This window comes from Gemmobacter lutimaris (assembly GCF_003570715.1).
Lineage (GTDB): Bacteria > Pseudomonadota > Alphaproteobacteria > Rhodobacterales > Rhodobacteraceae > Gemmobacter > Gemmobacter lutimaris.
This window is the reverse complement of sequence record NZ_QXXQ01000006.1, coordinates 208,547-230,326: the sequence shown is the minus strand read 5'-3', so window position 1 is coordinate 230,326 and position 21,780 is coordinate 208,547. Positions and strand designations below refer to the sequence as shown.

Genomic DNA, 21,780 nt, shown 5'->3' with positions numbered 1-21,780 from the left:
TCCGCAGAGCACCGATGTGGCGCGAAAGTGCGTCACTCCATCAGTGTCAGGCTGACCCGCCGGTTCTGGCGGCCCTTCTTTTCGATCCGGCCGATCTCGACGCGACCGATCTCGGCCGTGCGGGCGACATGCGTGCCGCCGCAGGGTTGCAGATCGACCTGCCCCGCCCCCTGACCAATGCGGACCAGACGCACCCTGCCCTGCCCACTGGGTGGCTTCACCGACATGGTTTTCACCAGACCCGGACTGGCGGCCAGTTCCGCATCGGTGATCCAGTGCTCGCCCACTGGCAGGTCGCGGTCGATCAGCGCGTTCAGCGCCTCGTTCAGGGCCGCCACATCGGCTGGAGGTTCAGGCATGTCGAAATCCAGCCGGCCACGCTCGGCTCCGATCTGCCCCCCCGTCACCGGCAGCGGGATGACCACCGACAACAGATGCAGCGCGGTATGCACCCGCATGTGGCGGTGCCGACGCTCCCAATCCAGAAACTGCCGAACCTCGGCCCCGACCGGCGGCAGGGGGCGCGGCTCTGCAGCGACCAGCGCGATCTGGGCCGGGCCGACCTTGACCGCCGTGGCGATTTCCAGGGCACCGCCTTCCCAGACCAGCCGCCCGCTGTCGCCCGGCTGGCCGCCGCCGGTCGCATAAAAGACCGAAGCATCCAGCACGATGCCGCCTTCCGGCGTATGGCCAACCACGCGGGCGGGTGCGTCGCGCAGATAGGCATCCTCGCGGAACAGCAGGCGTGTCGCGGTATCGGTCATCGTTCTGTCCCGTCGTCGAAATCCGGTATCTCGTCTGCACGCGGATCGGCGGGCGGGTCAAGCACGATATCATCGCGCTGCGGCTTCTGCTTTGGCCCGGCCTCTGCGGTCCCGGCCATATCGTCGAACACCGCTGGCGAGACGGATCGCATGCCACGAAGGATGTCGGCCACCGCCTCGGGGTTGCGCAGCCAGATGTCGCGCTGCGAGAAGGGCATCGCCACACCTTCCTCGCGGAAGCGGCGCACGATGGCATGGTTCACCTCGGTCCGTACCGACAGCGAGAAATTCACGTCGCGGATGATCATTCGGATTTCAAAATTGAGCGAGTCCGCCCCCAGCCCGGCAAAAACCACACTCGGCGGCGGCTCCAGCACGACCATCGGATGCGCCTCTGCGATCTCGTGCAGGATACGGGCGACCTTTTCGGTGTCCGAGCTGTAGTCAACCCCTACCGGCACAATGACCCGCCCCGCAAGGCTGAAGCGGGTCCAGTTCGTCACCTGCTGGCTGACCAGATCGGCATTCGGCACGATGACATCCGAACGATCGAAGGTCTGGATGCGGGTCGAGCGCACGGAAATGGATTTGACAGTGCCGGACACGCCGCCAACCTCGATCCAGTCGCCTTCGCTCACCGGGCGTTCGATCAGCAGGATGATCCCCGAGACGAAGTTCTGCACGATGTTCTGAAGGCCAAAACCGATACCGACCGACAGGGCGGAGGCAACGATGGCAAGGCCCGACAGATCGATCCCGGCCGCCGATACCGCGATCAGCGCTGCAAGGAAGATCCCGACATAGCCGGTGCCCGAGATGATGGCATTGCGGCCGCCCTGATCCAGCTTGGTCTTGGGCAGGATCGAACTGCGCAGCGCGCTCTGGAACAGCCGTGTTGCACCATAGCCGATGATGAACAGGATCAGGAAATAGACGAAATTCGACGGCGAGATCCGGGTTTCCCCGATGGTGAAGCCCTGGGCAAAGCGGTTCCACAGCTCGCCCAGATCCTCGATCCGCGCCCCCCACAGCAGGGCAAAAACCGGCACCGACACCAGCGTCAGCAAAAAGCCTGCCAGCACCGGCAACAGCCCCTGCCCCGCGGTATCCTCGTCGCTTTGCACCACAGCGCCCCAGATGTCGCCGATCAATTGCACCAGAACCAGCAACAAACCAATCAGGAACAGCGAGGAAGCCGCGGGAAACAGCAGCGCACTTGCGGCAGAGCTATAGCCGATCAACGCCAGAACCGGCGCCACCACCGCCAGCGCGATGACGAATTTGGCGACAAGTTGAATCATCCGCAGCCGGAAGCGCCCCGCCTCGGCCGCACCGCCCGTTGCGCTTTCGCTGGCCTGCCGCCCCGCACAGCGGTTCACCAGATGGCCAAAGCGCCACAGCGTCAGGCTGAGCAGAAGTTGCAGCGGCAGGTTCATCACCGGCACCGCTGCCTCCGCAAGTTGCGCCGTCGGGAACAGCGCGTTGTTCAGCGACTCCAGCCCCAGCACCAGCCCCATGAACTGCACATGAAAGCGCGCCTCGGTGCGGGTCTGCACCGGAAAGGACAGCGGTCCGCCATCTTCGGCGCGTTTGGGAAAGACCTGCCCGGCCAGCCAGAATCCGATGAACAGGGTGATGCCGGTCAGCACCAGCCCCTCGACCAGACTGGCCGCCGTGCCGGTGAACATTTCCGAGGCGAGTGCCGCAACCGCCACCATGATCACGCCCACCGAGGGCACGACGATCTGGCCCAGCGAGGCGACGAAGGCCAGAACGCGGCTCCATCGACCCGAACGGGTCGGCCCTTGCAGCCAGTTCCCGAAGCGTTCAATCCAGATGCGGCCGCGCCAGATCAGCACAAAGGCCATGACCAGCAGGATACCGATGACGGGCAGCGTGTCGAACATCTCGGCCCTGCGGTCATCGCGGCGCCAGTTGGTCGTGAGGTCGCGCCAGATCGCCGCGCCGGTGTCGCGCACGGCAATGGCCGCATCCTCCCAGTTCGCCGGATTGGCCGGGCTGGGCCAGAGCTTCAGCAACTGCTTGGCCTGCCGGTCGCGCAATACTGTGTCGATCTGCGAAATCAGGCCATTGGCCCGGCGATAGGCTTCTTCCGCCGTACGACCGGGGGCTTCCAGTCGGGCCAGTTCTTCCGCCAGATCGCGGCGACGCTGCGCGATTTCCGGTGCTTCGGACTGGCCTTCGGCCGGCACCGGCCCGAGGGCAGAGATCTGGTCGCGCAACCGACCGATGCGCGCGGCATTGGCGGTTTGTGCGGTCTGGAATTTGGTGCGCCATGCCGACAGTTGCCCGCGCAGCAGTTCCAGCCCGTTGTTGGAGGTCGTGTCGTCCGCCAGCGCCCGGTCGGCGCGCTGCGCCATCTGCTCCCACGCCGCGTAATCGACCTTGGCGCTCTCGGGCATCGACACGGTGATCGACTTGCCGCCCTTGCTGGACCCTGCGGTCTGGCTTTTGGTCAAGACGCCCGTCGCCGCAGGCGTGTCTGGCGCAGCGGGGGCCTGTGCCTCGGGCGTGGACTGTGTCTCGGGTGTGGGCTGTGTCTCGGGCGCGGCCCCCCCGGCATCAGGCGTTTCCTGCGCATGGCCCGCTTGCGGCACGGTCCCGAAGCAAAGGACCATAATGAAGGCGAGCACCGCAAGCGGCTGCCACCGCGAAAGGACCATGCGCATGGGATCAGGCGTCCTGATAGACTTCGGGCAGCGAGCGCCCCGCCGCATCCAGCCATTCCGGCACCGGCAGCCCCTTGTCCTTCAGGAAGGCGGGGTTGAACAGCTTGGACTGGTAGCGCGTGCCGTAATCGCACAGCACCGTGACAATGGTATGGCCCGGCCCCATCTCGCGCGCCATGCGGATCGCGCCTGCGACGTTGATGCCGGACGAGCCGCCAAGGCACAGCCCTTCCTCGGACAGAAGGTCAAAGACGATGGGCAGCGCCTCGGCATCGGGGATGCGGTAGCTGAAATCAGGGGTGAAGCCTTCAAGGTTGGCTGTAATCCGCCCCTGTCCGATACCCTCGGTAATCGACGACCCCGGCGACTCCAGCTTGCCACTGGTATAGAAGGCATGCAGCGCCGCGCCTTCCGGGTCAGCCAGACCGATCTTCACGCCCTTCGGCTGCAAGGCCATGCCGACCCCTGCGAAGGTGCCGCCCGACCCCACCGCGCAGATGAATCCGTCCACCTTGCCGCCGGTCTGTTCCCAGATCTCCGGCCCGGTGGTTTCGATATGGGCCTGACGGTTGGCGGTATTGTCGAACTGGTTGGCCCAGATCGCGCCATTCGGTTCGGTCCGCGCAAGCTCTTCCGCCAGACGGCCGGAATAGCGGACATAGTTGTTGGGGTTCTTGTAAGGCGCCGCCGGCACCTGCACCAGCTCGGCCCCCGCAAGCCGCAGCATGTCCTTCTTTTCCTGGCTCTGCGTCTCGGGGATCACGATGACCGTGCGAAACCCCATCGAGGCGCCGACCAGCGCCAGCCCGATGCCGGTATTGCCCGCCGTGCCCTCGACAATGGTGCCGCCCGGCTTCAGCAGCCCCCGCGCCACCGCATCACGGATGATGTAAAGTGCCGCGCGGTCTTTCACAGACTGGCCCGGATTCATGAACTCGGCCTTGCCGAGGATCTCGCAGCCCGTCAGCTCGCTCGCCTTGCGCAGGCGGATGAGGGGGGTGTTGCCGATCGAGGCGGCAAGATCGCTAGAGACACGCATGAATGGCTTCCTTTGTTGCGTCCCCTAGGTTTAGGGTCGAAGGGGGAGGAACTCAAGAACCGCAGCGGCCCGCGCCGCCACCGAACCGGAAGGCAGGGGCAATTTCCGCCACTTCCCCCTTGGTTTCCGAACAAAAATCCTTGAAACAGGAACGAGGCTGAAACCTGCTTCCCGATTTTGGAAAACTTTTATTACCAATTTCGGCAGAATGAGGTATGAGCGCCGCAAAGGCGCCTTTTGCATAGGGGGGTATCGAAGAGATGAAAAGCCTGCTGGCGGTCTCTGCGGCCATAGACCGGGTGAACGAGTTCATCGGTCGATCAGTCATGTGGCTGATCCTGGTCGCGGTTTTGATCAGCGCGGTGAACGCGATCGTGCGGAAAGTCTTCAGCATGTCGTCGAACGCCTGGCTGGAAATGCAGTGGTATCTGTTCGGGGCGGCATTCCTGCTGGCCGCGGCCTATACCCTGAAACAGAACGAGCATGTGCGGATCGACATCGTCTATGGCCTGTGGTCGCGGCGGGTGCAGCACTGGATCGACCTGCTGGGTCACCTGTTGTTCCTCATGCCCTTCGTGCTTCTGATGGTGTGGTATCTGGTGCCCTATGTGCAGCGCTCGGTGCGCATCGGCGAGGTGTCCACCAATTCAGGGGGTCTGATCCTGTGGCCCGCCAAAGCCCTTCTGCTGGCTGGCTTCGTGCTGCTGGCCTTTCAGGGCGTTTCTGAAATCATCAAGAAAATCGCAGTGATGCGGGGCATCATCCCGGATCCTACCCCCTTCGTCTCGTCCCATGCGGCGGCTGAACTGGAAGGCGAGGAAATGGCGCGGGAGACCGGCAAATGATGGAATTCATCGCGCTGAACCTTGCGCCGATCATGTTCGTGTCGCTGGTGGTGTTTCTGCTGCTGGGCTACCCGGTGGCATTTTCGCTGGCCGCGAACGGGCTTTTGTTCTTCTTCATCGGGGTCGAACTCGCCCCCCTGTCCAGCGGAGCCATCCATCTTGACTGGCCGTTGCTGAACACGATGCCGAACCGGCTGTGGGGGGTCTTGTCGAACGAGACATTACTTGCGATCCCCTTCTTCACCTTCATGGGCATCGTGCTGGAGCGGTCCGGCATGGCCGAGGATCTGCTGGATACCATCGGTCAGCTTTTCGGGCCGGTGCGCGGCGGTCTGGCCTATGCGGTGATCATCGTGGGCGCGCTGCTGGCCGCGACCACCGGCGTCGTCGCCGCCAGCGTGATCGCCATGGGCCTGATCTCGCTGCCGATCATGCTGCGCTATGGCTACGACCGCTCGGTCGCATCGGGCGTCATCGCGGCCTCCGGCACGCTGGCACAGATCATCCCGCCCAGTCTGGTGCTGATCGTGCTGGCCGACCAGCTTGGCCGGTCGGTGGGCGACATGTATGCTGGCGCGCTGCTGCCCGGCATGGTGCTGACCGGCATCTATCTTGGCTATGTGCTGGTCATGTCGATCATCCGGCCGAAGTCGATGCCCGCCTTGCCGCTTGAGGCGCGGACACTCGGGTCCGGTGTCACCTCGCTTCTGGTCGCGGTTGCCATCGGTGCGGGGCTGTCCTACGCCGCCTTCCTCTGGCTGCACCCCAAGGTTGGCACCAATGCCGACATCTACGCCCCGACCATCGGCATCGGTCTGGTCTATGTCGCAGCCCTGCTCGACAAGGCGCTGAAGACCGGCGTGATGTCGCGGCTGACGCAGCAGGTCATCATCGTGCTGATCCCGCCGCTGGCGCTGATCTTCCTCGTGCTGGGCACCATCTTCCTCGGCATCGCCACGCCGACCGAGGGCGGCGCCATGGGCGCGGTGGGCGCCATGGTTCTGGCTGCGGGCAAGAAGCGGCTGACCCTGCCGGTCATCAGCCAGGCACTGGCCTCGACCACCCGCCTTTCGGCCTTCGTCATGTTCATCCTGCTGGGCGCGCGGGTCTTCTCGCTGACCTTCTATGGCGTGAACGGGCACCTCTGGGTGGAACACCTGCTGACCTCGCTTCCGGGCGGGCAGATGGGCTTCCTGATCGTGGTGTCGGTGCTGGTGTTCTTCCTCGCCTTCTTCCTCGATTTCTTCGAGCTGGCCTTCATCATCGTGCCGCTGCTGGTTGCCCCGGCCGAGGCGCTGGGGATCGACCTGATCTGGCTGGGCGTCATCCTGGGCGTGAACATGCAGACCTCGTTCATGCACCCGCCCTTCGGCTTTGCGCTGTTCTTCCTGCGCTCGGTCGCGCCGCGCCTGCCTTATATCGACAAGGTGACCGGCAAGGAAACCGCGCCGGTGACCACCGGGCAGATCTACTGGGGGGCCGTGCCCTTCGTCTTTATCCAGATCGTGATGGTGGCGGTGGTGATCGGCTTCCCCGGTCTGGTGATGCACTACAAGGGCAAGCCGGTGGATACGTCCAATGTCACCATCACCCTGCCGCAGATGCCGAGCCTCGGCGGCGGCGGACTTGGTGGCGGGCTTGGTGGAGGCTTGGGTGGTGGCCTTGGCGGTGGTATGGGTCAGCCGAACCTCGGCGGCACGACGGCCCCGGCGCCCGGTCAGCCTGCTCTGGGTCAGCCGTCACTGGGCGCTCCCGCCATCGGCCAGCCCTCGCTGGGTGCCCCGGCGATTGGGCAGCCCGAGCCGCAGAACTGATCCAGCCAGAAAACAAGACGAAAGGCCCCTCCGACCGGAGGGGCCTTTTGCATGTCCGGCCCGCGTCGATCAGTCGGCCTCTCCGGCCGCCTGGGCAAAGCCCATCATCGCGAGCACCGCCCCCAAGGGCATGTGCAGACGCGCGGGGTGAACGGCGTAAAGATCGCTGTGGACGCGGAACACCTCGAACCCGGCGGCACGCAACAGCCCGGCATATTCGGCCTCATGCTGCGTATCGCCCTGATTGCATTCCACCAGCGCCGCCCGGATGCCAAAACCCCCGAGGTCAAAGCTGCGCAGCACCTCGCGCTCGTGTCCTTCGGCGTCGATGACCAGCAGGTCGAAAGAGGTAATCCCCGCCTCGGACAGCACGTCTGCCAGCGGCCGCACCGCCACATCGGTCTCAGCAATATCCGCCTCGTCGAGATCCATCCCGAAGCGCCTGGCACGACGCGCCAGCACCGCGCGCAACCGCGCCCCATCCAGCGACGCCGCGCCGAGGATATAGCTGCCCAGCCGTTCCGCCGCAGCCTCGGTCGCGTGATGCAGCAGCATCCGCCCCGGCTGATCGGAAATCGCGCAATTCACCAGCCGCGCCCGATCCTGACCGGCATAGGTGCGCTGCAGCGCCGCGAAATAGGCGGGGTGCGGTTCGATGAGCAGGGATTTCCAGCCACAGGCCACCGCCGCCCCATGCACCGGATCGGCCATCACGCCATCATGCGCCCCGACCTGCACATAGGTCAGATCGGTCCCGCAAGCCCGGTGCAGCGCCGCCATCAGCAGATCGCGCGCCGCAATGACCAGCTGGCGCGGGCGGGCATAATTGATGCGGTTCAATGCAGGAAAGTCAGGCGGCCTTGGCGAATCGGAATCTGTCATATGCAAGTTGCCTTGTTGAAAATGCGTCAAACCAGAAAACGACAGCACTGCCCGCCGATCAACTGTTTCTAAACAAGAAACGATCTGCGTTTCAGCACACCATTGCCACGAAATAAAAACCCCCGGTCCTTGCGGACCGGGGGAAAGGTTGTTCGCGCCGGATGACCCCCGGCTACGAAACGGGGAAGGCTTACAGCTTGCCCGCGTTCTGTTGCATCATCATGAAGGTGTCGTAGTTGTATTCGGCAATCTGTGCCCAAGTGTAGTTTTCCGAGCGGAACGCCTTGATCGACTGCCAGATCTTCGCGAAGGCCGGGTTGGTTGCCTCCATCTCGGCATAGACCTCGTTCGCGGCCTCGAAGCAGGCGCTCAGGATCTCGGGGCTGAACGGACGCAGTTGCGTGCCATTGGCCACGAGGCTCTTGATCGCGGTCGGGTTCTTGTAGTCGTATTTCTGCAGCATGTCGGCATCAACACCCTGACAGATCGAACGCAGCAGCGACTGATAGTTCTTCGGCAGACCCTCATAGGCGGCCTTGCCGAACATGAAGTGGACGGTCGGGCCACCTTCCCACCAGCCGGGATAGTAGTAGTAGGGCGCCACCTTGTAGAAGCCCAGCTTCTCGTCGTCATAGGGGCCGACCCATTCGGCGCCGTCGATGGTGCCTTTTTCCAGCGACGGATAGATGTCGCCGCCGGCGATCTGCTGCGGCACGACGCCCAGCTTTTCCAGCACCTTGCCCGCAAAGCCGCCGACGCGGAACTTCAGGCCCTTCAGATCTTCGACCGAGTTGATTTCCTTGCGGAACCAGCCACCCATCTGCACGCCGGTGTTACCACCCGGCAGCGCGAAGATGTTCTTGTCGGCGAGGAATTCATTGTAAAGGTCGATACCGCCGCCATGGTAGTGCCAGGCATTGATACCGCGCGCCGACAGCGAGAACGGCACAGCCGCCGCCACTGCCCAGGTCGGATCCTTGCCCCAGTAATAGTAGCCGACGGTGTGGCAGGCCTCGATGTTGCCGGCGCTCACCTCATCCGCGGCTTGCAGGCCCGGAACCAGTTCGCCCGCCGGGAAGCACTGGATGGTGAAATTGCCATCCGTCGCTTCGGAAACCCGCTGCGACAGCACTTCGGCCGCGCCGTAGATCGTGTCCAGCGACTTCGGGAAGGACGAGGTCAGGCGCCACGTCACCTTCGGAGCCTCCTGCGCCAGCGCCGGTGCCGCAAGCCCACCGGCTGCCAAACCGCCAAGACCCGCATTCCTCAAAAACTTCCGACGATCCATCCGTTCCTCCTCATTGCACAACGCGGCCGGATCTGCCGCGCCATCGGTGTCGGGGGCAGCCTAGCGACCACAAACGGGTTTGAGAACCGTTTTCTGTGCGGCAAGATGGCATTCGGTAAGGTTTTCTTACCACAGGTAAAAAAACACGAAGTGACCTTACGGCACCCCAGGCGGCCCTGCCCGTTCGCGCGGCAACTGCCCGCGAATGCACCAGCCCGACAGGTTCAGTCCCCGGCGACCGGGGTCCAGATCACATCGTCGATCCTTGGCGCATGGGTCGCAAGCATCACCAGCCGGTCGAACCCCAGCGCGATCCCGCTGGCCGGGGGCATGAAGGCAAGCGCCGCCAGAAAATCCTCGTCCAGCGGATAGCGCTCACCATAGATGTCCTGCTTCTCGTCCATCTCGGCCTCGAAACGGCGGCGCTGTTCGGCGGGATCGGTCAACTCGCCAAAGCCGTTCGCCAGTTCCACCCCGCAGGCATAGATCTCGAACCGTTCCGCAACGCGGGCGTCATCGGCGCAGCGCCGCGCCAATGCGGCCTCGGCGGTCGGGTAGCGGTCAAGGATCGTCGCGCGGCCATGGCCAAGATGCGGCTCCACCTTTTCCACAAGGATCTTGGACAGCAGGAAAGACCAGGTGTCGTCGTCGCGCGTCTTGATCCCCGCCGCGCGGGCCTGCGTGCGCAACGCCTCGGCATCCGTCTCGGCACCGTCGCAGGTCGCCAGCAGGTCGATCCCGGCATAACGCTGGAACGCCTCGGCCACCGAAAGCCGTTCGGGCGCCGCGAAAGGATCGCAGGTAATGCCGCGATACTGCAACGTGGTGACCCCCGCCGCCTCGGCGGCCAGCCGCAGCATCGCCGCACAGTCCTCCATCAGCACCGTATAATCCTCACCCGCGCGATACCACTCCAGCATGGTGAATTCAGGGCTGTGCAGCGCCCCGCGTTCGCGGTTGCGCCAGACATGGGCAAAGGCGAAGATGCGCTCTTCCCCCGCTGTCAGCAGCTTCTTCATCGCAAACTCGGGCGAGGTATGCAGATACATGGTCATCGGCTGCCCGTCATTGCCGATGGCCTGCGTGGCGAAGGCATGCAAATGCGCCTCGTTGCCGGGGCTGACCTGAAGCGCCACCGGATCGACCTCAAGGAAATCCTGACCCGTGAACCAGCCGCGCAGCGCGGCCTGAAGGCGGGCGCGGGCCAGAAGGGCCGGGCGTCGGTCGGCGTGGCGCGCGGGGGTCCACCAGGGTGTCGGGCTCATTTCGCGGGCTTTTCTCTGGAAATCGGGTCGCGGATGGTTTAGGCGCTTCGCCATCCGGGCGCCAGAGCCTGTCTCAATTCCAACCAAGGACCGTAACAATGGCTAAAGTGATCGCCTCTTCGATCCGCAAGGGCAATGTGATCGACCTCAACGGCGTGCTGCATGTCGTGATCGTCGCCGAGAACGTGCACCCGGGCAAGGGCAACTCGGTGACCCAGGTCGAGATGCGCCGCATTTCGGATGGCGTGAAAGTGCAGGAACGCTGGCGCACCGTGGACAGCGTTGAAAAGGCGCATGTGGACGAGAACGAATTCGACTTCCTCTATGAGGATGGCGAAGGCTTCCACTTCATGAACCCCGAGACCTACGAGCAGATCGCCGTGTCCGAGGATGTCGTCGGCGATGCCAAGGTCCACCTGCGTGACGGGATCCGCGTCTGGATCCTGACGCATGAGGGCGTGGCACTGTCGATCGAACTGCCGCAGAAGGTCACCGTCGAGGTTGAAGAAACCGAGCCGGTCGTCAAGGGCCAGACGGCCTCGTCCAGCTACAAGCCCGCAATCTGCACCGGCGGCATCCGCGTGATGGTTCCGCCGCATATTGGCGTCGGCACCCGCATCGTGATCAACACCACCGACAACAGCTATGTGGAACGCGCGAAGGACTGATCCTTCGCCATCCCGCTGCTTTACAAGGCCCGGAGGTTTCTCCGGGCCTTTTGCATGGACCTGCCGTCGCGCCATGGCTTGACCCGCACCCCGATTCCCGGTCACCCATCCCCTGCCCGCCCGCCAAGGAGATGCCCATGCTTATGGTGAACCGGACCTTTGACGAAATCGCCGTGGGCGACAACGCCGAAATCCGGCGGCTGGTCACGCCCGATGACCTTTACGTCTTTGCCGCTGCCTCGGGGAATTACAACCCGATGCACCTGCCCAATGCCGATACCGACGGCGATGGCCACCCCGAACAGATCACCCCGGGCATGTTCCTTGCCGCGCTGATTTCCGGGGTTCTGGGCACGCAACTGCCCGGCCCCGGCACGCTTTACCTGCGGCAGACGCTGGAATTCCATGCCCGCGCCCATGCGGGTGAGGAACTGGTCTGCCGCGTGACCGTGCTGGAGAAACGTGCGGGCCATGTGCTGCGTCTGGGGACCGAGATCCGCCGCACGGGCGACGATGCGCTGCTGCTGTCGGGCGAGGCCGAAGTGGAGGCGCCGACGGTGAAGTTTCACCGCGACGACATCGAGGTTCCGGGCCTGATCGTGCAGCGCCACCGGCATTTCGAGGCGTTGCTGGATCGCGCACGCCCCCTGCCCGCGCTGCCGACCGCCGTAGTCTGCCCCGATGACGCCAATTCGCTGGGGGGTGCCCTGCTGGCGGCGCGCGAAAGCCTGATCATCCCCATCCTGATCGGCAAGGCAGCGGCGATCCGCGCGGCGGCGGCGGAAACCGGCGCAGACATTGGCGCATTCGAACTGATCGACGTCACCAACGGCGATACGGCGGCCGCGGCCATGGCCTGCAAGCTGGTGCATGAGGGGCGCGCGGCGGCGGTGATGAAGGGCCATCTGCACACCGATGACCTGTTGCGCCCGATGCTGGACCGCGACACCGGCCTGCGCATCGGCCGCCGCTTCACCCATATCTTTGTCATGGATGTGCCCGGTCAGCCGCAGCCGGTGATGGTGACCGATGCCGCCATCAACATCGCGCCCGACCTCGCCACCAAGATGGATATCTGCCAGAATGCCATCGACCTCGCGCTGTCGCTGGGGATGGAGCCGCGCGTCGGCGTGCTCAGCGCGGTGGAAACCGTGAATCCCGCCATCCAGTCCTCCATTGACGCGGCGCTGCTGTCGAAAATGGCCGAGCGCGGCCAGATCAGGGGCGGGCTGGTGGACGGGCCGCTGGCGATGGACAATGCAGTGGATATCGGCGCAGCCCGCACCAAGGGCTTGCAGGGCGGCGTGGCGGGGCGGGCCAATATCCTTGTCGTGCCCGACATCGACGCGGGCAACATGCTGGCCAAGCAGCTTGCCTTCATCAGCCATGCCGAAGGCGCGGGCCTCGTGATGGGCGCACGGGTGCCGGTGATCCTGAACTCGCGGTCAGACAGCCCGATGTCGCGCCTCGCCTCCTGCGCGGTGGCGGCGCTGCACCATTTCGGCACCACACGGGCCTGAGCGCCGTCGCAGACAACAGGCGCCCTGTCGGCTCCGGCATTGACGCATCGGCCAATCGGGCCGATGCAAGGGGCAGCCAGTGGAGGCCCCGATGATCCTGCGTGAAAAACCCGGCCCGGCGGAATTGCTGTTCGCCCTGCGCGGCTCGGTCCTGCCGCATATCGCGCCGCAACTGGCGCTGGTCGGGGTGCTGGCGGTCGCGGCGCTGGCATGGGACCGGCTCGTGGCACCGCTGCCGCATCTCAGCGCCACCCCCTTCGCTGTGTTCGGTGTCGCCCTGTCGCTGTTTCTGGGCTTTCGCAACAATGCCGCCTATGACCGCTGGTGGGAGGCGCGCAAGCTGTGGGGTGGCCTTCTGGCCGACAGCCGCAGCCTTGCGCGCGAGGCCGATCTGTTTCTGGACGATGCCGGGACGCGGCTGACCCTGCTGCGGTCGATGCGCGACTTCCTGCATCTGCATCGCCGCGCCCTGCGCGGCCTGCCGCTGGCAGCGGGCGAAGGCCCGGATGCGACACTGGACGCGATGAACAGCCTGCTGGCCGAGGCCCGCCGCAACGGGCGGCTGGATGGGTTCGGCGCCCGCGCGCTGTCGGCCCGCCTGTCCGGCATCGCCCTTGCACAGGCCGGGTGCGAGCGTATTCGCGCCACGCCGCTGCCCTACGTCTATTCCCTGCTCGTCTTCCGCACGAGCTGGATCTACTGCCTGCTGCTGCCGCTGACACTGATCGAACCGGCGGGCTGGCTGACACCGGTCTTTGCACTGATCGTGGCCTATACTTTCTTCGGCCTGGCCGAAGTGACCGAGGAACTGGCGCATCCTTTCGGCAATACCGCCAATGCCCTGCCGCTGGATGCGATCTGCCGTCTGGCCGAAATCGGCCTTGCGCCGCATCTGGGAGAGACCGCGCCGCCGCCCCTGCAACCCGTGAACTTCCGGCTGGACTGACCCGTCCGAAAGCGCGCTTGCATCCCCCCCCGCTTCTGCTATGGAACGCGCGGTTTTAATGGCAGAACGGGGGTTGGCCATGCCGCTTCTGGTGATGAAATTCGGTGGCACCTCGGTGGGCGACCTTGCGCGGATCGAAAACGCCGCGAAGAAGGTGCAGCGCGAGGTCGAGCGTGGCTATGACGTGATCGTCATCGTCTCTGCCATGTCGGGCAAGACCAATGAACTGGTCGGCTGGGTCGAGGGCACGTCGAAACTTTACGACGCCCGCGAATATGACGCGGTGGTGGCCTCGGGCGAGAATGTGACCGCCGGCCTGATGGCACTGCGCCTGCAAGAGATGGGCGTGCCCGCCCGGTCCTGGCAGGGCTGGCAGGTGCCGATCAACACCACCTCGGCGCATGGGTCGGCCCGGTTCGTGTCGATCCCGCGCGAGAATATCGACGCGAAATTCGCCGAAGGCTTCAAGGTTGCCGTCGTCGCGGGCTTTCAGGGCCTGTCTGCCGAGGGCCGCATCACCACGCTGGGCCGGGGCGGTTCGGATACGACCGCCGTGGCCTTCGCCGCCGCCTTCGGGGCCGAACGCTGCGACATCTATACCGATGTCGATGGCGTCTACACAACCGACCCCCGCGTGTCTGACAAGGCGCGCAAGCTGAACAAGATCGCCTTCGAGGAAATGCTGGAACTTGCCAGCCTCGGCGCGAAAGTGCTGCAAACCCGGTCCGTCGAACTGGCGATGCGCTACAAGGTGCGGCTGCGCGTGCTGTCGTCCTTCGAGGATACCGACGAAAACTCTGGCACCCTGGTCTGCGACGAGGAGGAAATCATGGAATCGAAAGTCGTCTCGGGCATCGCCTTCTCGCGCGAGGAAGCGAAGATCACCCTCTTCACCATCGAGGATCGGCCGGGCGTGGCCCAGGCCATCTTCGGCCCGCTGGCCGAGGCGGGCGTCAACGTGGACATGATCGTCCAGAACATCTCCGAGAAGGACTATGACGACAGCCACCCCGGCGCCGTCACCGACATGACCTTCTCCTGCCCGATCAACCAGGTCGAGCGCGCCAAGAAGGCGATGGAAGATGCCCGCGCCGCCGGTGTCATCAAATATGACGAGCTGATCATCGACACCGATGTCGCCAAGGTCTCGGTCGTCGGCATCGGCATGCGCAGCCATACGGGTGTTGCCGCCAAGATGTTCAAGGCGCTGGCCAACGAGGGTGTGAACATCAAGGTCATCTCGACCTCGGAAATCAAGATCTCGGTCCTGATCGACCGCAAGTATATGGAACTGGCCGTGCAGGCGCTGCACGATGCGTTCGAGCTGGAAAAAGCCTGATCGCCCCCAAAGCCGCCCCTGACGCCCCGCCCCCACAGGCGGGGCGTTTGCGTTGCGGCAGGGCTTTTCCCCGGCGCGGCAGAATGTCACACTTGGCACCGCCCGCAACCTTGTGGGTCAGACCCAGTGACAGGACCATTGCATGCCGACAGGACTTCGCCCCCTCCTTTCCCGCAACCCGGCCGAAGGCCACCGCGCCGCCACCCAGCTTGAACTTTTCTTCGATCTGGTCAGCGTCATCGCCATCGCGGCGGTGACCGAGACCCTGCATCACGGCATTTCCGAAGCGCATGGCCTGCCCATGCTGGTCAATTTCATCGCGCTTTTCGTGGTCATCTGGTGGGCCTGGATGAACTACACTTGGTTCGCCTCGGCCTTTGACAATGGCGACATGGGCTTCGTTCTGCTGACCTTCGTCATCATCACCGGCGCGCTGGTCTTTGCAGGTGCGGTATCAGGCATCACCACCTCGCTTGATTTCGGCACGGCGATCTTCGGCTGGATCATCATGCGGGTCGGCATGATCGGCCTCTGGCTGCGCGCGGCGGCGGACAATCCCGCTTACCGGCGCACGGCGCTGCGCTATGCGGGTGGCATTGCGCTGGCGCAAATCCTTTGGATCGTCTTTTACCTGATGGTCCCCGCAGGCAGCACCGCCTTCCTGCCGCTTTACGCCCTGATCTTCGGCGTGGAGCTTCTGGTCCCCGTTCAAGCCGAACGCGCCCATGCGACGCCATGGCACCGCCATCATATCATTGAACGCTACGGCCTTCTGAACATCATCGTTCTGGGCGAGGTGATGGTGTCGCTCGCGCTGATCTTCGGCAAGATCTACGACGGCCATCTGGAACTGCCGCTGGTGGTGGTCGGCCTGTCAGGGCTGGTCGTGGTGTTTTCGCTGTGGTGGTTCTACTTCGTCGAACCGGAACACCTGAAAACCACGGATCTGCCGCGCGCCCTGCTGTGGGGCTACGGGCATGTGCTGGTTTTTGGTTGCGGGGCACTGGTGGCGGCAGGGCTTGGCGCGGTGATGGATGTGGCAGGCCATCATTCTGAAATCAGCGCGACCGAGGCGAACCGCTGGCTGGCTGCCCCGGTCGCAGGCTACCTGTTCGCGCTCTGGCTGATCCGCGACCGCTGTCTGGAGGGGCTTTTTGCCCGCTACAGCCTGCTGGCAGGCGCGGCGCTCATCGGGGTTTTGGCCCTGATCGGCACGCCGGTCTGGGTGGTGGCAATGGCGCTGGTGCTGCTTGTGGGCCTGCGCGCCCAAGGGGTGCAGGCACCTTCCCCCCATTCGGCCTGATCCCTTTACCCTGCAAACGCCCCGCCCGCAGCGGGGCGTTCTGCATCCGGCACATCAGGTAAAGATCGCATCGGTGATCTGATCCGCCGTCACCCCCAACAGCCGCAGATAAATGCCGCCGTCATATTCCGGGTCCAGCCCCCTGGGATGCAGGTGCAACACCAATGCGCCGCCCTTTTGCGTCGCGCTGGTGAAATCGGACAGCGAGTCGATGCCATCAATCGCAATCCGGTCCCGCGTCACATTGAAATCGCTGACCGTGATGTCATTGTCGCCGTAGGCCGAGCGCCAGACGATCCGGTCTGCCCCGGCGCCAAGGCTGACCTGCCCGGTAATCCCCCAGTCAAGTTCCAGCATATCGGCACCGGCACCCAGGCTCAGTTGCCCGAAGGCGCCTTCAGCCACCACCGTATCATTGCCCGCCCCCATGTCGATCTCCGCCTTGGCCGTGGCAGAGTCAGACCGGACGAACAGGTCATCATTGCCGCCGCCCGCCATGACCCTGGCCGATCCCTGAAGAGTGATGTGGTCGCCCCCGTCACCGGCATCGATCACGCGTGTCGCATGGCGCGGGCCATTGATCGTGATGCTGTCGGCGCCCCGTCCGGTCTCGACTGTGCCGGACCCGACGAAGGTCACACTGTCGGCGCCGCGGCCCGTCAGATGGATAGCGATGTCTCGACCGTGAAGGGTGATGCTATGGGCGCCGGTGCTGCTTTCGATCAACAGGCCATTGACCTGCCCCGAGACGCGATTCGCCTGCCCTGTCAGAAACAGCTCTTCGAACCCCCGCCCCCCCTTCGGCGGTTCCGTATCCGAAAACCTGAAGGGACGTGTGGTGAACTCCACCCCCGCGCGGTCACGCAGGAACAACTGATCGTGCCCGGCACCGCCCGTCAACCCGCCTGCCTGCACCGCAGTTCCCGAAAGCGTCACCCTGTCATCGCCCGCCCCCATGTCAATGGCGCCGATGCCCGTCGCCGTGGCGGAAAGCTGATCGTTGCCCTGACCTGCCCTCACATCGAAGAACCAACTTGTCAGGTTCAGGATATCGACGCCAGCGCCGGTATAGATCTGCACGCCAACCCCGGTGACGACATCCGCACCGTCGCCGGTGCGGATGCTGTTCATTCCAAGCGGGTCATAGACCTCGTCATCCCCGGCACCGCCGAAGATGCGGTCATTACCCTCGCCGCCCGCGAGGCTGGCACCCTGATCACCCGCACGCAGGACATCGTCACCTGCATCGCCCATCAATGTGGCGTCGTCATTCCCGGCGATCAGCGTATCCGCCCCCTCGCCCCCCACAAGGAAGTCCAGACCGCCACCGCCGAACAGCAGGTCATTTCCGGCGCGTCCGTCGGCTGTATCGTTGCCCGATCCGCCGTAAAACACGTTGTCACCCAAGTCACCCGACCAGTATTCACCTGCGTCAATGGTCGCGCGGACCCGTCCGAAATCGACAGCGGGGGCACCTTGACCCTCTGGTTTCAGCCAGCGCTCCGCAAGATTATCCAAATAAAATCAAATACATCCAGACCGACAGACCTGTCTTGCATCGGGGTTTTGGTTATCCGGTCTTCCACCGGCGTCGGAACTCGGGTCAAAACGTGCATTGGTATCTCTTGAAGCAACCGTTCGCGAATGAGTTGCACGCCATGGTTGATCTGTCGACGCTTTTCCCGACGCCTCGCAGGGCAGCGCGCCTGCCCAAATCGGCGGCAGTCTGCGGCTGTGACGGGGCGCGACCCTCTCGCCCGTTCCGTTTTCCCCCGCGCTGTGCTTAAAGGGGGCAAAGGCATCCAGAAGGACACCCCCCCGAGTCATGCCCGAACGCAGCGAGAGCGACAGCCGCAAACTTCTTCGCCGCCTGCGCGACAGCCTTGCCCTGCCCGGCAAGGGCCAGGACCGGCTGGACCGCATCACCCATCTGATCGCCGATTCCATGGGAACCGAGGTCTGCTCGATCTACCTGTTCCGCGATGAGGACACGCTGGAGCTTTGCGCGACCGAGGGGCTGAAGAAAGAGGCCGTCCACCAGACCCGCATGAAAGTGGGCGAAGGGCTGGTCGGTCGCGTCGCGCGCACCGCGACGCCGGTCAATGCCGCCGATGCACCCTCCGAACGCGGCTTCCGCTACATGCCGGAAACCGGCGAGGAACTCTTTTCCAGCTTCCTCGGCGTGCCGATCCAGCGGGTCGGCGAAAAACTGGGCGTGCTGGTCGTGCAGTCGAAAACCGCGCGGCAGTTCTCGGATGACGAGGTTTACGCGCTGGAAGTCGTGGCCATGGTGCTGGCCGAGATGACCGAGCTTGGCGCCTTCGTCGGCGAAGGTGAAGGCCCCGGCGCCCTGCACCGGCAGCCGCGCATCTTTCGCGGCGGCACCGGGCAGGAGGGCGTGGCCGAGGGCAATGTCTGGCTGCACGAACCGCGCGTGGTGGTCACCAACCCGGTGGCCGACGACCCCCTGACCGAGATCGACCGCATCCGCGAGGCGGTGGGGCAGTTGCGCATTTCCATCGACGATCTGCTGAGCGCCGAGGCGCTGGACAAGGATCAGCGGCAGGTGCTGGAAGCCTATCGCATGTTTGCCCGCTCGCGTGGCTGGCTGCGCCGGATGGAAGAGGATATCCAGCGCGGCCTTTCCGCCGAAGCGGCGGTGGAAAAGGAACAATCCGCCGCCCGCGCCCGGCTGGAACAGGTGCCAGATGCCTATCTGCGCGAACGGCTGAACGATCTGGACGACCTGTCGAACCGCCTGCTGCGCATCCTGACCGGACAGGGGCAGGATACCGGCGCCACCATGCCCGACAATCCGGTGCTGATCGCGCGCAACATCGGCCCGGCCGAACTTCTGGAATACGGTCGCAAGCTGCGCGGCGTGGTGCTGGAGGAAGGCTCGGTCGGCAGCCATGCCGCCATCGTTGCGCGGGCACTGGCGATTCCGCTGGTCATCCATGCCGAACGCATCACCGCCGAGGCGCTGAACGGCGATCCGATCCTTGTGGACGGCGACAGCGGCACCGTGCATCTGCGCCCCGACGAGGTGGTGGTGCGCAGTTTCCGCGACAAGATGGCGATGCAGGCCAAGGCGCAGGAACGCTACGCCAGCCTGCGCGGCCTGCCTGCGGAATCGCGGTGTGGCACCGTGACCCGGCTTTACATGAATGCGGGCCTGATGGCCGATCTGCCCTCGATCGACAGTTCCGGCGCCGAGGGCGTGGGGCTGTTCAGGACCGAGCTGCAATTCCTGATCCGCAACCAGATGCCAAAGCGGGACGAGCTTGCCAAGCTTTACGCCCGCGTCATGGATGCGGCCAAGGGGCGGCCTGTGGCGTTCCGCACGCTGGACATCGGCTCGGACAAGGTGCTGCCCTACATGAAGCCGCAGGACGAGCCGAACCCCGCGATGGGCTGGCGCGCGATCCGCGTCGGCCTCGACAAACGCGGTGTGCTGCGGATGCAGTTGCAGGCGCTGCTGCGTGCCGCACAGGGGCGGCCGCTGACTGTCATGTTCCCTTTCATCTCGGAACACGAGGAATTCGTCACCGCCCGGAACGAGCTGCTGCACCAGCGGGACCGCGAGGCGGCGATGGGCCATCCGGTGCCTGAGACGCTGCGCATCGGTGCCATGCTGGAAACCCCCAGCCTTGCCTTCGCGCCGAAGGCGTTCTTCGAATCCGCCGATTTCATTTCCATCGGCGGCAATGACCTGAAACAGTTCTTCTTTGCCGCCGACCGTGAAAATGAACGGGTGCGCCGCCGCTATGACACGCTGAACACCTCGTTCCTGCGCTTCCTGCGGCTGATCGCGGATCGCTGCGCCGAAAGCAATGCGCAGCTTTCCTTCTGTGGCGAGGATGCGGGCAGGCCCATCGAGGCCATGGTCTTTGCCTCGCTGGGGATCGGCACGCTGTCGATGCGGCCTGCTTCCATCGGGCCAGTGAAATCACTGCTGCGTCAGGTCGATCTGCGCGAAGTGCGCGCGGTGGTCACCGCCGCGATGGCGGAAGGCGTGGAAAGTGTGCGGCCCGCCGTCATGGGCTGGTTGGCAACCTTGCCGGAATGATCAGTCCGACCGCAGCAGCGGCTTCACGCTGGCTGCCGCGTTGAAGCGGGCGACCACCCGTTCGGCGCCATGGTCCTGCGCCAGCCGCAGCAGGCGAAAGCGGATGCGCGCAAGCTCGCGGTAATGGCTCAGGAAAGCCGCGTTCACCGCCGCGCCGGACAGCGCGCCCAGAACCGGCACCGCCTGCGCCGCAAGCTTCTGGCTTAGCCCCGCCGCGATCTTCGGCGCGAGAGTGGCAATCAGCTTTTGCAGGGCCGGGCCGGTCAGCGTCAGCCGCGCGCCGATCAGCGCGGTATTCACCCCGTCATCGCCGCCCGAGGGCGTTCCCGCCGCGAAACAGCGCAGGATCTCGGCCTGAATGACGGGATCGGTGGTGTCGAACCCCTCATCCTCAGCCGCCTTGCGAATGGCCGAGAGGATCAGCGTGATGGTGACGGGAAGTTCCGCGATGGAGGTGGCAAGTCCCCCCGCGCCCCCCGCCGCACCGCTGATCGCGGCCGCCAGCGGCGCCCCGGCAGGGCCGATGTCGGGCGCATGCCGCCCCAGCGCCGCCACCCCCAGCGCGCGGGTCAGCGTCGCCATGGTCAGCGCCTCGATCCGGTTGCGCGCCGCATCGGGCAGCCGGTTCATCTGCGTCTCCACCGAACCGCCCAGCTTTTGCAGCAGCGACATGAGCGGCCCGTTGGCCTTGCGCGCCCGCCGCGCAAGCTCGGCAATCTCGTAATCGGGAAAGGCCGCACGGCGCGGCGCGGGCAGCGCAGCATCGGCGCTTTCAGGGGCGGGGTCCGGAGAGTGATCGTCGCTCATATCCCGAAGGTAGGAAGCGCGCGCGCCTTGCGCAATGGGCCTTGGATCAGGACCGCGCCTTGGTCACAGTTCCCCTGACGCCATCCCATGCCCCGCGCACCAGCGCGATGCCCAGCACCCGGTCGGGGTTGGTCGGCGGCGGCATCACCACGCCTTCCAGCTTGGTAAAGCCGAAACGCCGGTAATAGGGCGCATCGCCCACCAGCATGACCCGTTCCCAGCCAAGGCGCCGTGCCTCGGCCAGGCTTTCGTTGATCAGCAGGCCGCCCAGCCCTTCCCCCTGCCGCGTCGGGTGCACCGCGACCGGGCCCAGCAACAGCACATCATGGTCGCCCACTTCGGCGGGCCAATAGCGGATTGCGGCGGCCAGCGTGCCGGTTTCGTCGCGCAGAACCAGACACAGCGGCGCCACCGTCGCCACCCCGTCGCGCAGCCGGTAGGAGGACAGCGCCGTTCGCCCGGGCGCGAAGCAAAGGTCATAAAGCGCCTCCACTTCCCACCAATCGGCTTCGGTCTCTTCCTCCAGCTGATACATCGGCTG

General features: G+C 64.9%; 18 protein-coding genes. 8 read left to right on the top strand and 10 right to left on the bottom strand.

Annotated elements, in window-relative coordinates:
- Positions 1 to 32: 32 nt before the first annotated feature.
- From D2N39_RS12990 to D2N39_RS23335, 4 genes are read right to left on the bottom strand one after another with little or no spacing between them, the layout of a single operon-like run.
- The gene (locus tag D2N39_RS12990; RefSeq protein WP_119135209.1) at positions 33 to 764 is read right to left on the bottom strand and encodes an alanyl-tRNA editing protein; all 732 of its coding nucleotides are present in this window, start codon (positions 762 to 764) and stop codon (positions 33 to 35) included.
- On the bottom strand, positions 761 to 3,454 hold the full coding sequence (locus D2N39_RS12985; RefSeq protein ID WP_158589829.1) for a DUF3772 domain-containing protein: 2,694 nt from the start codon (positions 3,452 to 3,454) through the stop codon (positions 761 to 763). Before D2N39_RS12985 ends, D2N39_RS12990 begins: the two co-directional genes overlap by 4 nt.
- Before the next feature lie 4 nt (positions 3,455 to 3,458).
- Entirely contained in the window at positions 3,459 to 4,493 is a 1,035-nt protein-coding gene (locus tag D2N39_RS12980; RefSeq protein WP_119135207.1) for a cysteine synthase A, read from the bottom strand.
- Positions 4,494 to 4,545: 52 nt separating this feature from the next.
- Positions 4,546 to 4,887, bottom strand: coding sequence for a hypothetical protein (locus tag D2N39_RS23335; RefSeq protein WP_233557141.1), 342 nt, complete (start codon positions 4,885 to 4,887; stop codon positions 4,546 to 4,548).
- Here D2N39_RS23335 and D2N39_RS12975 point away from each other — a divergent pair.
- Both D2N39_RS12975 and D2N39_RS12970 read left to right on the top strand, forming a co-directional pair.
- On the top strand, positions 4,793 to 5,338 hold the full coding sequence (locus D2N39_RS12975) for a TRAP transporter small permease subunit (protein WP_233557140.1): 546 nt from the start codon (positions 4,793 to 4,795) through the stop codon (positions 5,336 to 5,338). The two genes, D2N39_RS23335 and D2N39_RS12975, sit on opposite strands and share 95 nt — an antisense overlap.
- Complete coding sequence (locus D2N39_RS12970) at positions 5,335 to 7,152, top strand: TRAP transporter large permease (RefSeq protein ID WP_119135205.1); 1,818 nt, start codon at positions 5,335 to 5,337, stop codon at positions 7,150 to 7,152. Before D2N39_RS12975 ends, D2N39_RS12970 begins: the two co-directional genes overlap by 4 nt.
- Before the next feature lie 69 nt (positions 7,153 to 7,221).
- On the opposite strand, the gene D2N39_RS12965 is transcribed toward D2N39_RS12970, so the two are convergent.
- From D2N39_RS12965 to epmA, 3 genes are all read right to left on the bottom strand, one after another.
- Positions 7,222 to 8,034, bottom strand: coding sequence for an FkbM family methyltransferase (locus D2N39_RS12965; protein WP_119135204.1), 813 nt, complete (start codon positions 8,032 to 8,034; stop codon positions 7,222 to 7,224).
- 190 nt (positions 8,035 to 8,224) lie between these two features.
- The gene (locus tag D2N39_RS12960; protein ID WP_119135203.1) at positions 8,225 to 9,322 is read right to left on the bottom strand and encodes a TRAP transporter substrate-binding protein; all 1,098 of its coding nucleotides are present in this window, start codon (positions 9,320 to 9,322) and stop codon (positions 8,225 to 8,227) included.
- A gap of 224 nt (positions 9,323 to 9,546) precedes the next feature.
- Entirely contained in the window at positions 9,547 to 10,587 is a 1,041-nt protein-coding gene (epmA, locus tag D2N39_RS12955; RefSeq protein WP_119135202.1) for an EF-P lysine aminoacylase EpmA, read from the bottom strand.
- A gap of 98 nt (positions 10,588 to 10,685) precedes the next feature.
- Here epmA and efp point away from each other — a divergent pair, with 98 nt between their 5' ends.
- From efp to D2N39_RS12930, 5 genes are all read left to right on the top strand, one after another.
- The gene (gene efp, locus D2N39_RS12950; RefSeq protein ID WP_119135201.1) at positions 10,686 to 11,255 is read left to right on the top strand and encodes an elongation factor P; all 570 of its coding nucleotides are present in this window, start codon (positions 10,686 to 10,688) and stop codon (positions 11,253 to 11,255) included.
- A gap of 137 nt (positions 11,256 to 11,392) precedes the next feature.
- Positions 11,393 to 12,775, top strand: coding sequence for a bifunctional enoyl-CoA hydratase/phosphate acetyltransferase (locus tag D2N39_RS12945; RefSeq protein ID WP_119135200.1), 1,383 nt, complete (start codon positions 11,393 to 11,395; stop codon positions 12,773 to 12,775).
- A 91-nt stretch (positions 12,776 to 12,866) separates the two neighbouring features.
- Positions 12,867 to 13,721, top strand: coding sequence for a bestrophin family protein (locus D2N39_RS12940; RefSeq protein WP_119135245.1), 855 nt, complete (start codon positions 12,867 to 12,869; stop codon positions 13,719 to 13,721).
- Between the two features lie 79 nt (positions 13,722 to 13,800).
- Entirely contained in the window at positions 13,801 to 15,060 is a 1,260-nt protein-coding gene (locus D2N39_RS12935; protein WP_054304494.1) for an aspartate kinase, read from the top strand.
- A gap of 142 nt (positions 15,061 to 15,202) precedes the next feature.
- Positions 15,203 to 16,363, top strand: coding sequence for a low temperature requirement protein A (locus D2N39_RS12930; protein WP_119135199.1), 1,161 nt, complete (start codon positions 15,203 to 15,205; stop codon positions 16,361 to 16,363).
- A gap of 54 nt (positions 16,364 to 16,417) precedes the next feature.
- On the opposite strand, the gene D2N39_RS12925 is transcribed toward D2N39_RS12930, so the two are convergent.
- Positions 16,418 to 17,881 carry a calcium-binding protein gene (locus D2N39_RS12925; RefSeq protein ID WP_119135198.1) on the bottom strand — a complete coding sequence of 488 codons (1,464 nt, stop codon included), beginning with the start codon at positions 17,879 to 17,881 and terminating at the stop codon, positions 16,418 to 16,420.
- Between the two features lie 307 nt (positions 17,882 to 18,188).
- Between D2N39_RS12925 and ptsP the strand changes: the two genes are divergently transcribed.
- Positions 18,189 to 20,432, top strand: a complete 2,244-nt coding sequence (ptsP, locus tag D2N39_RS12920; RefSeq protein WP_119135197.1) for a phosphoenolpyruvate--protein phosphotransferase — start codon at positions 18,189 to 18,191, stop codon at positions 20,430 to 20,432.
- On the opposite strand, the gene D2N39_RS12915 is transcribed toward ptsP, so the two are convergent.
- On the bottom strand, positions 20,433 to 21,239 hold the full coding sequence (locus tag D2N39_RS12915) for an EcsC family protein (protein WP_119135196.1): 807 nt from the start codon (positions 21,237 to 21,239) through the stop codon (positions 20,433 to 20,435).
- A 46-nt stretch (positions 21,240 to 21,285) separates the two neighbouring features.
- Positions 21,286 to 21,774, bottom strand: coding sequence for a GNAT family N-acetyltransferase (locus D2N39_RS12910; protein ID WP_119135195.1), 489 nt, complete (start codon positions 21,772 to 21,774; stop codon positions 21,286 to 21,288).
- Positions 21,775 to 21,780 lie beyond the last annotated feature (6 nt).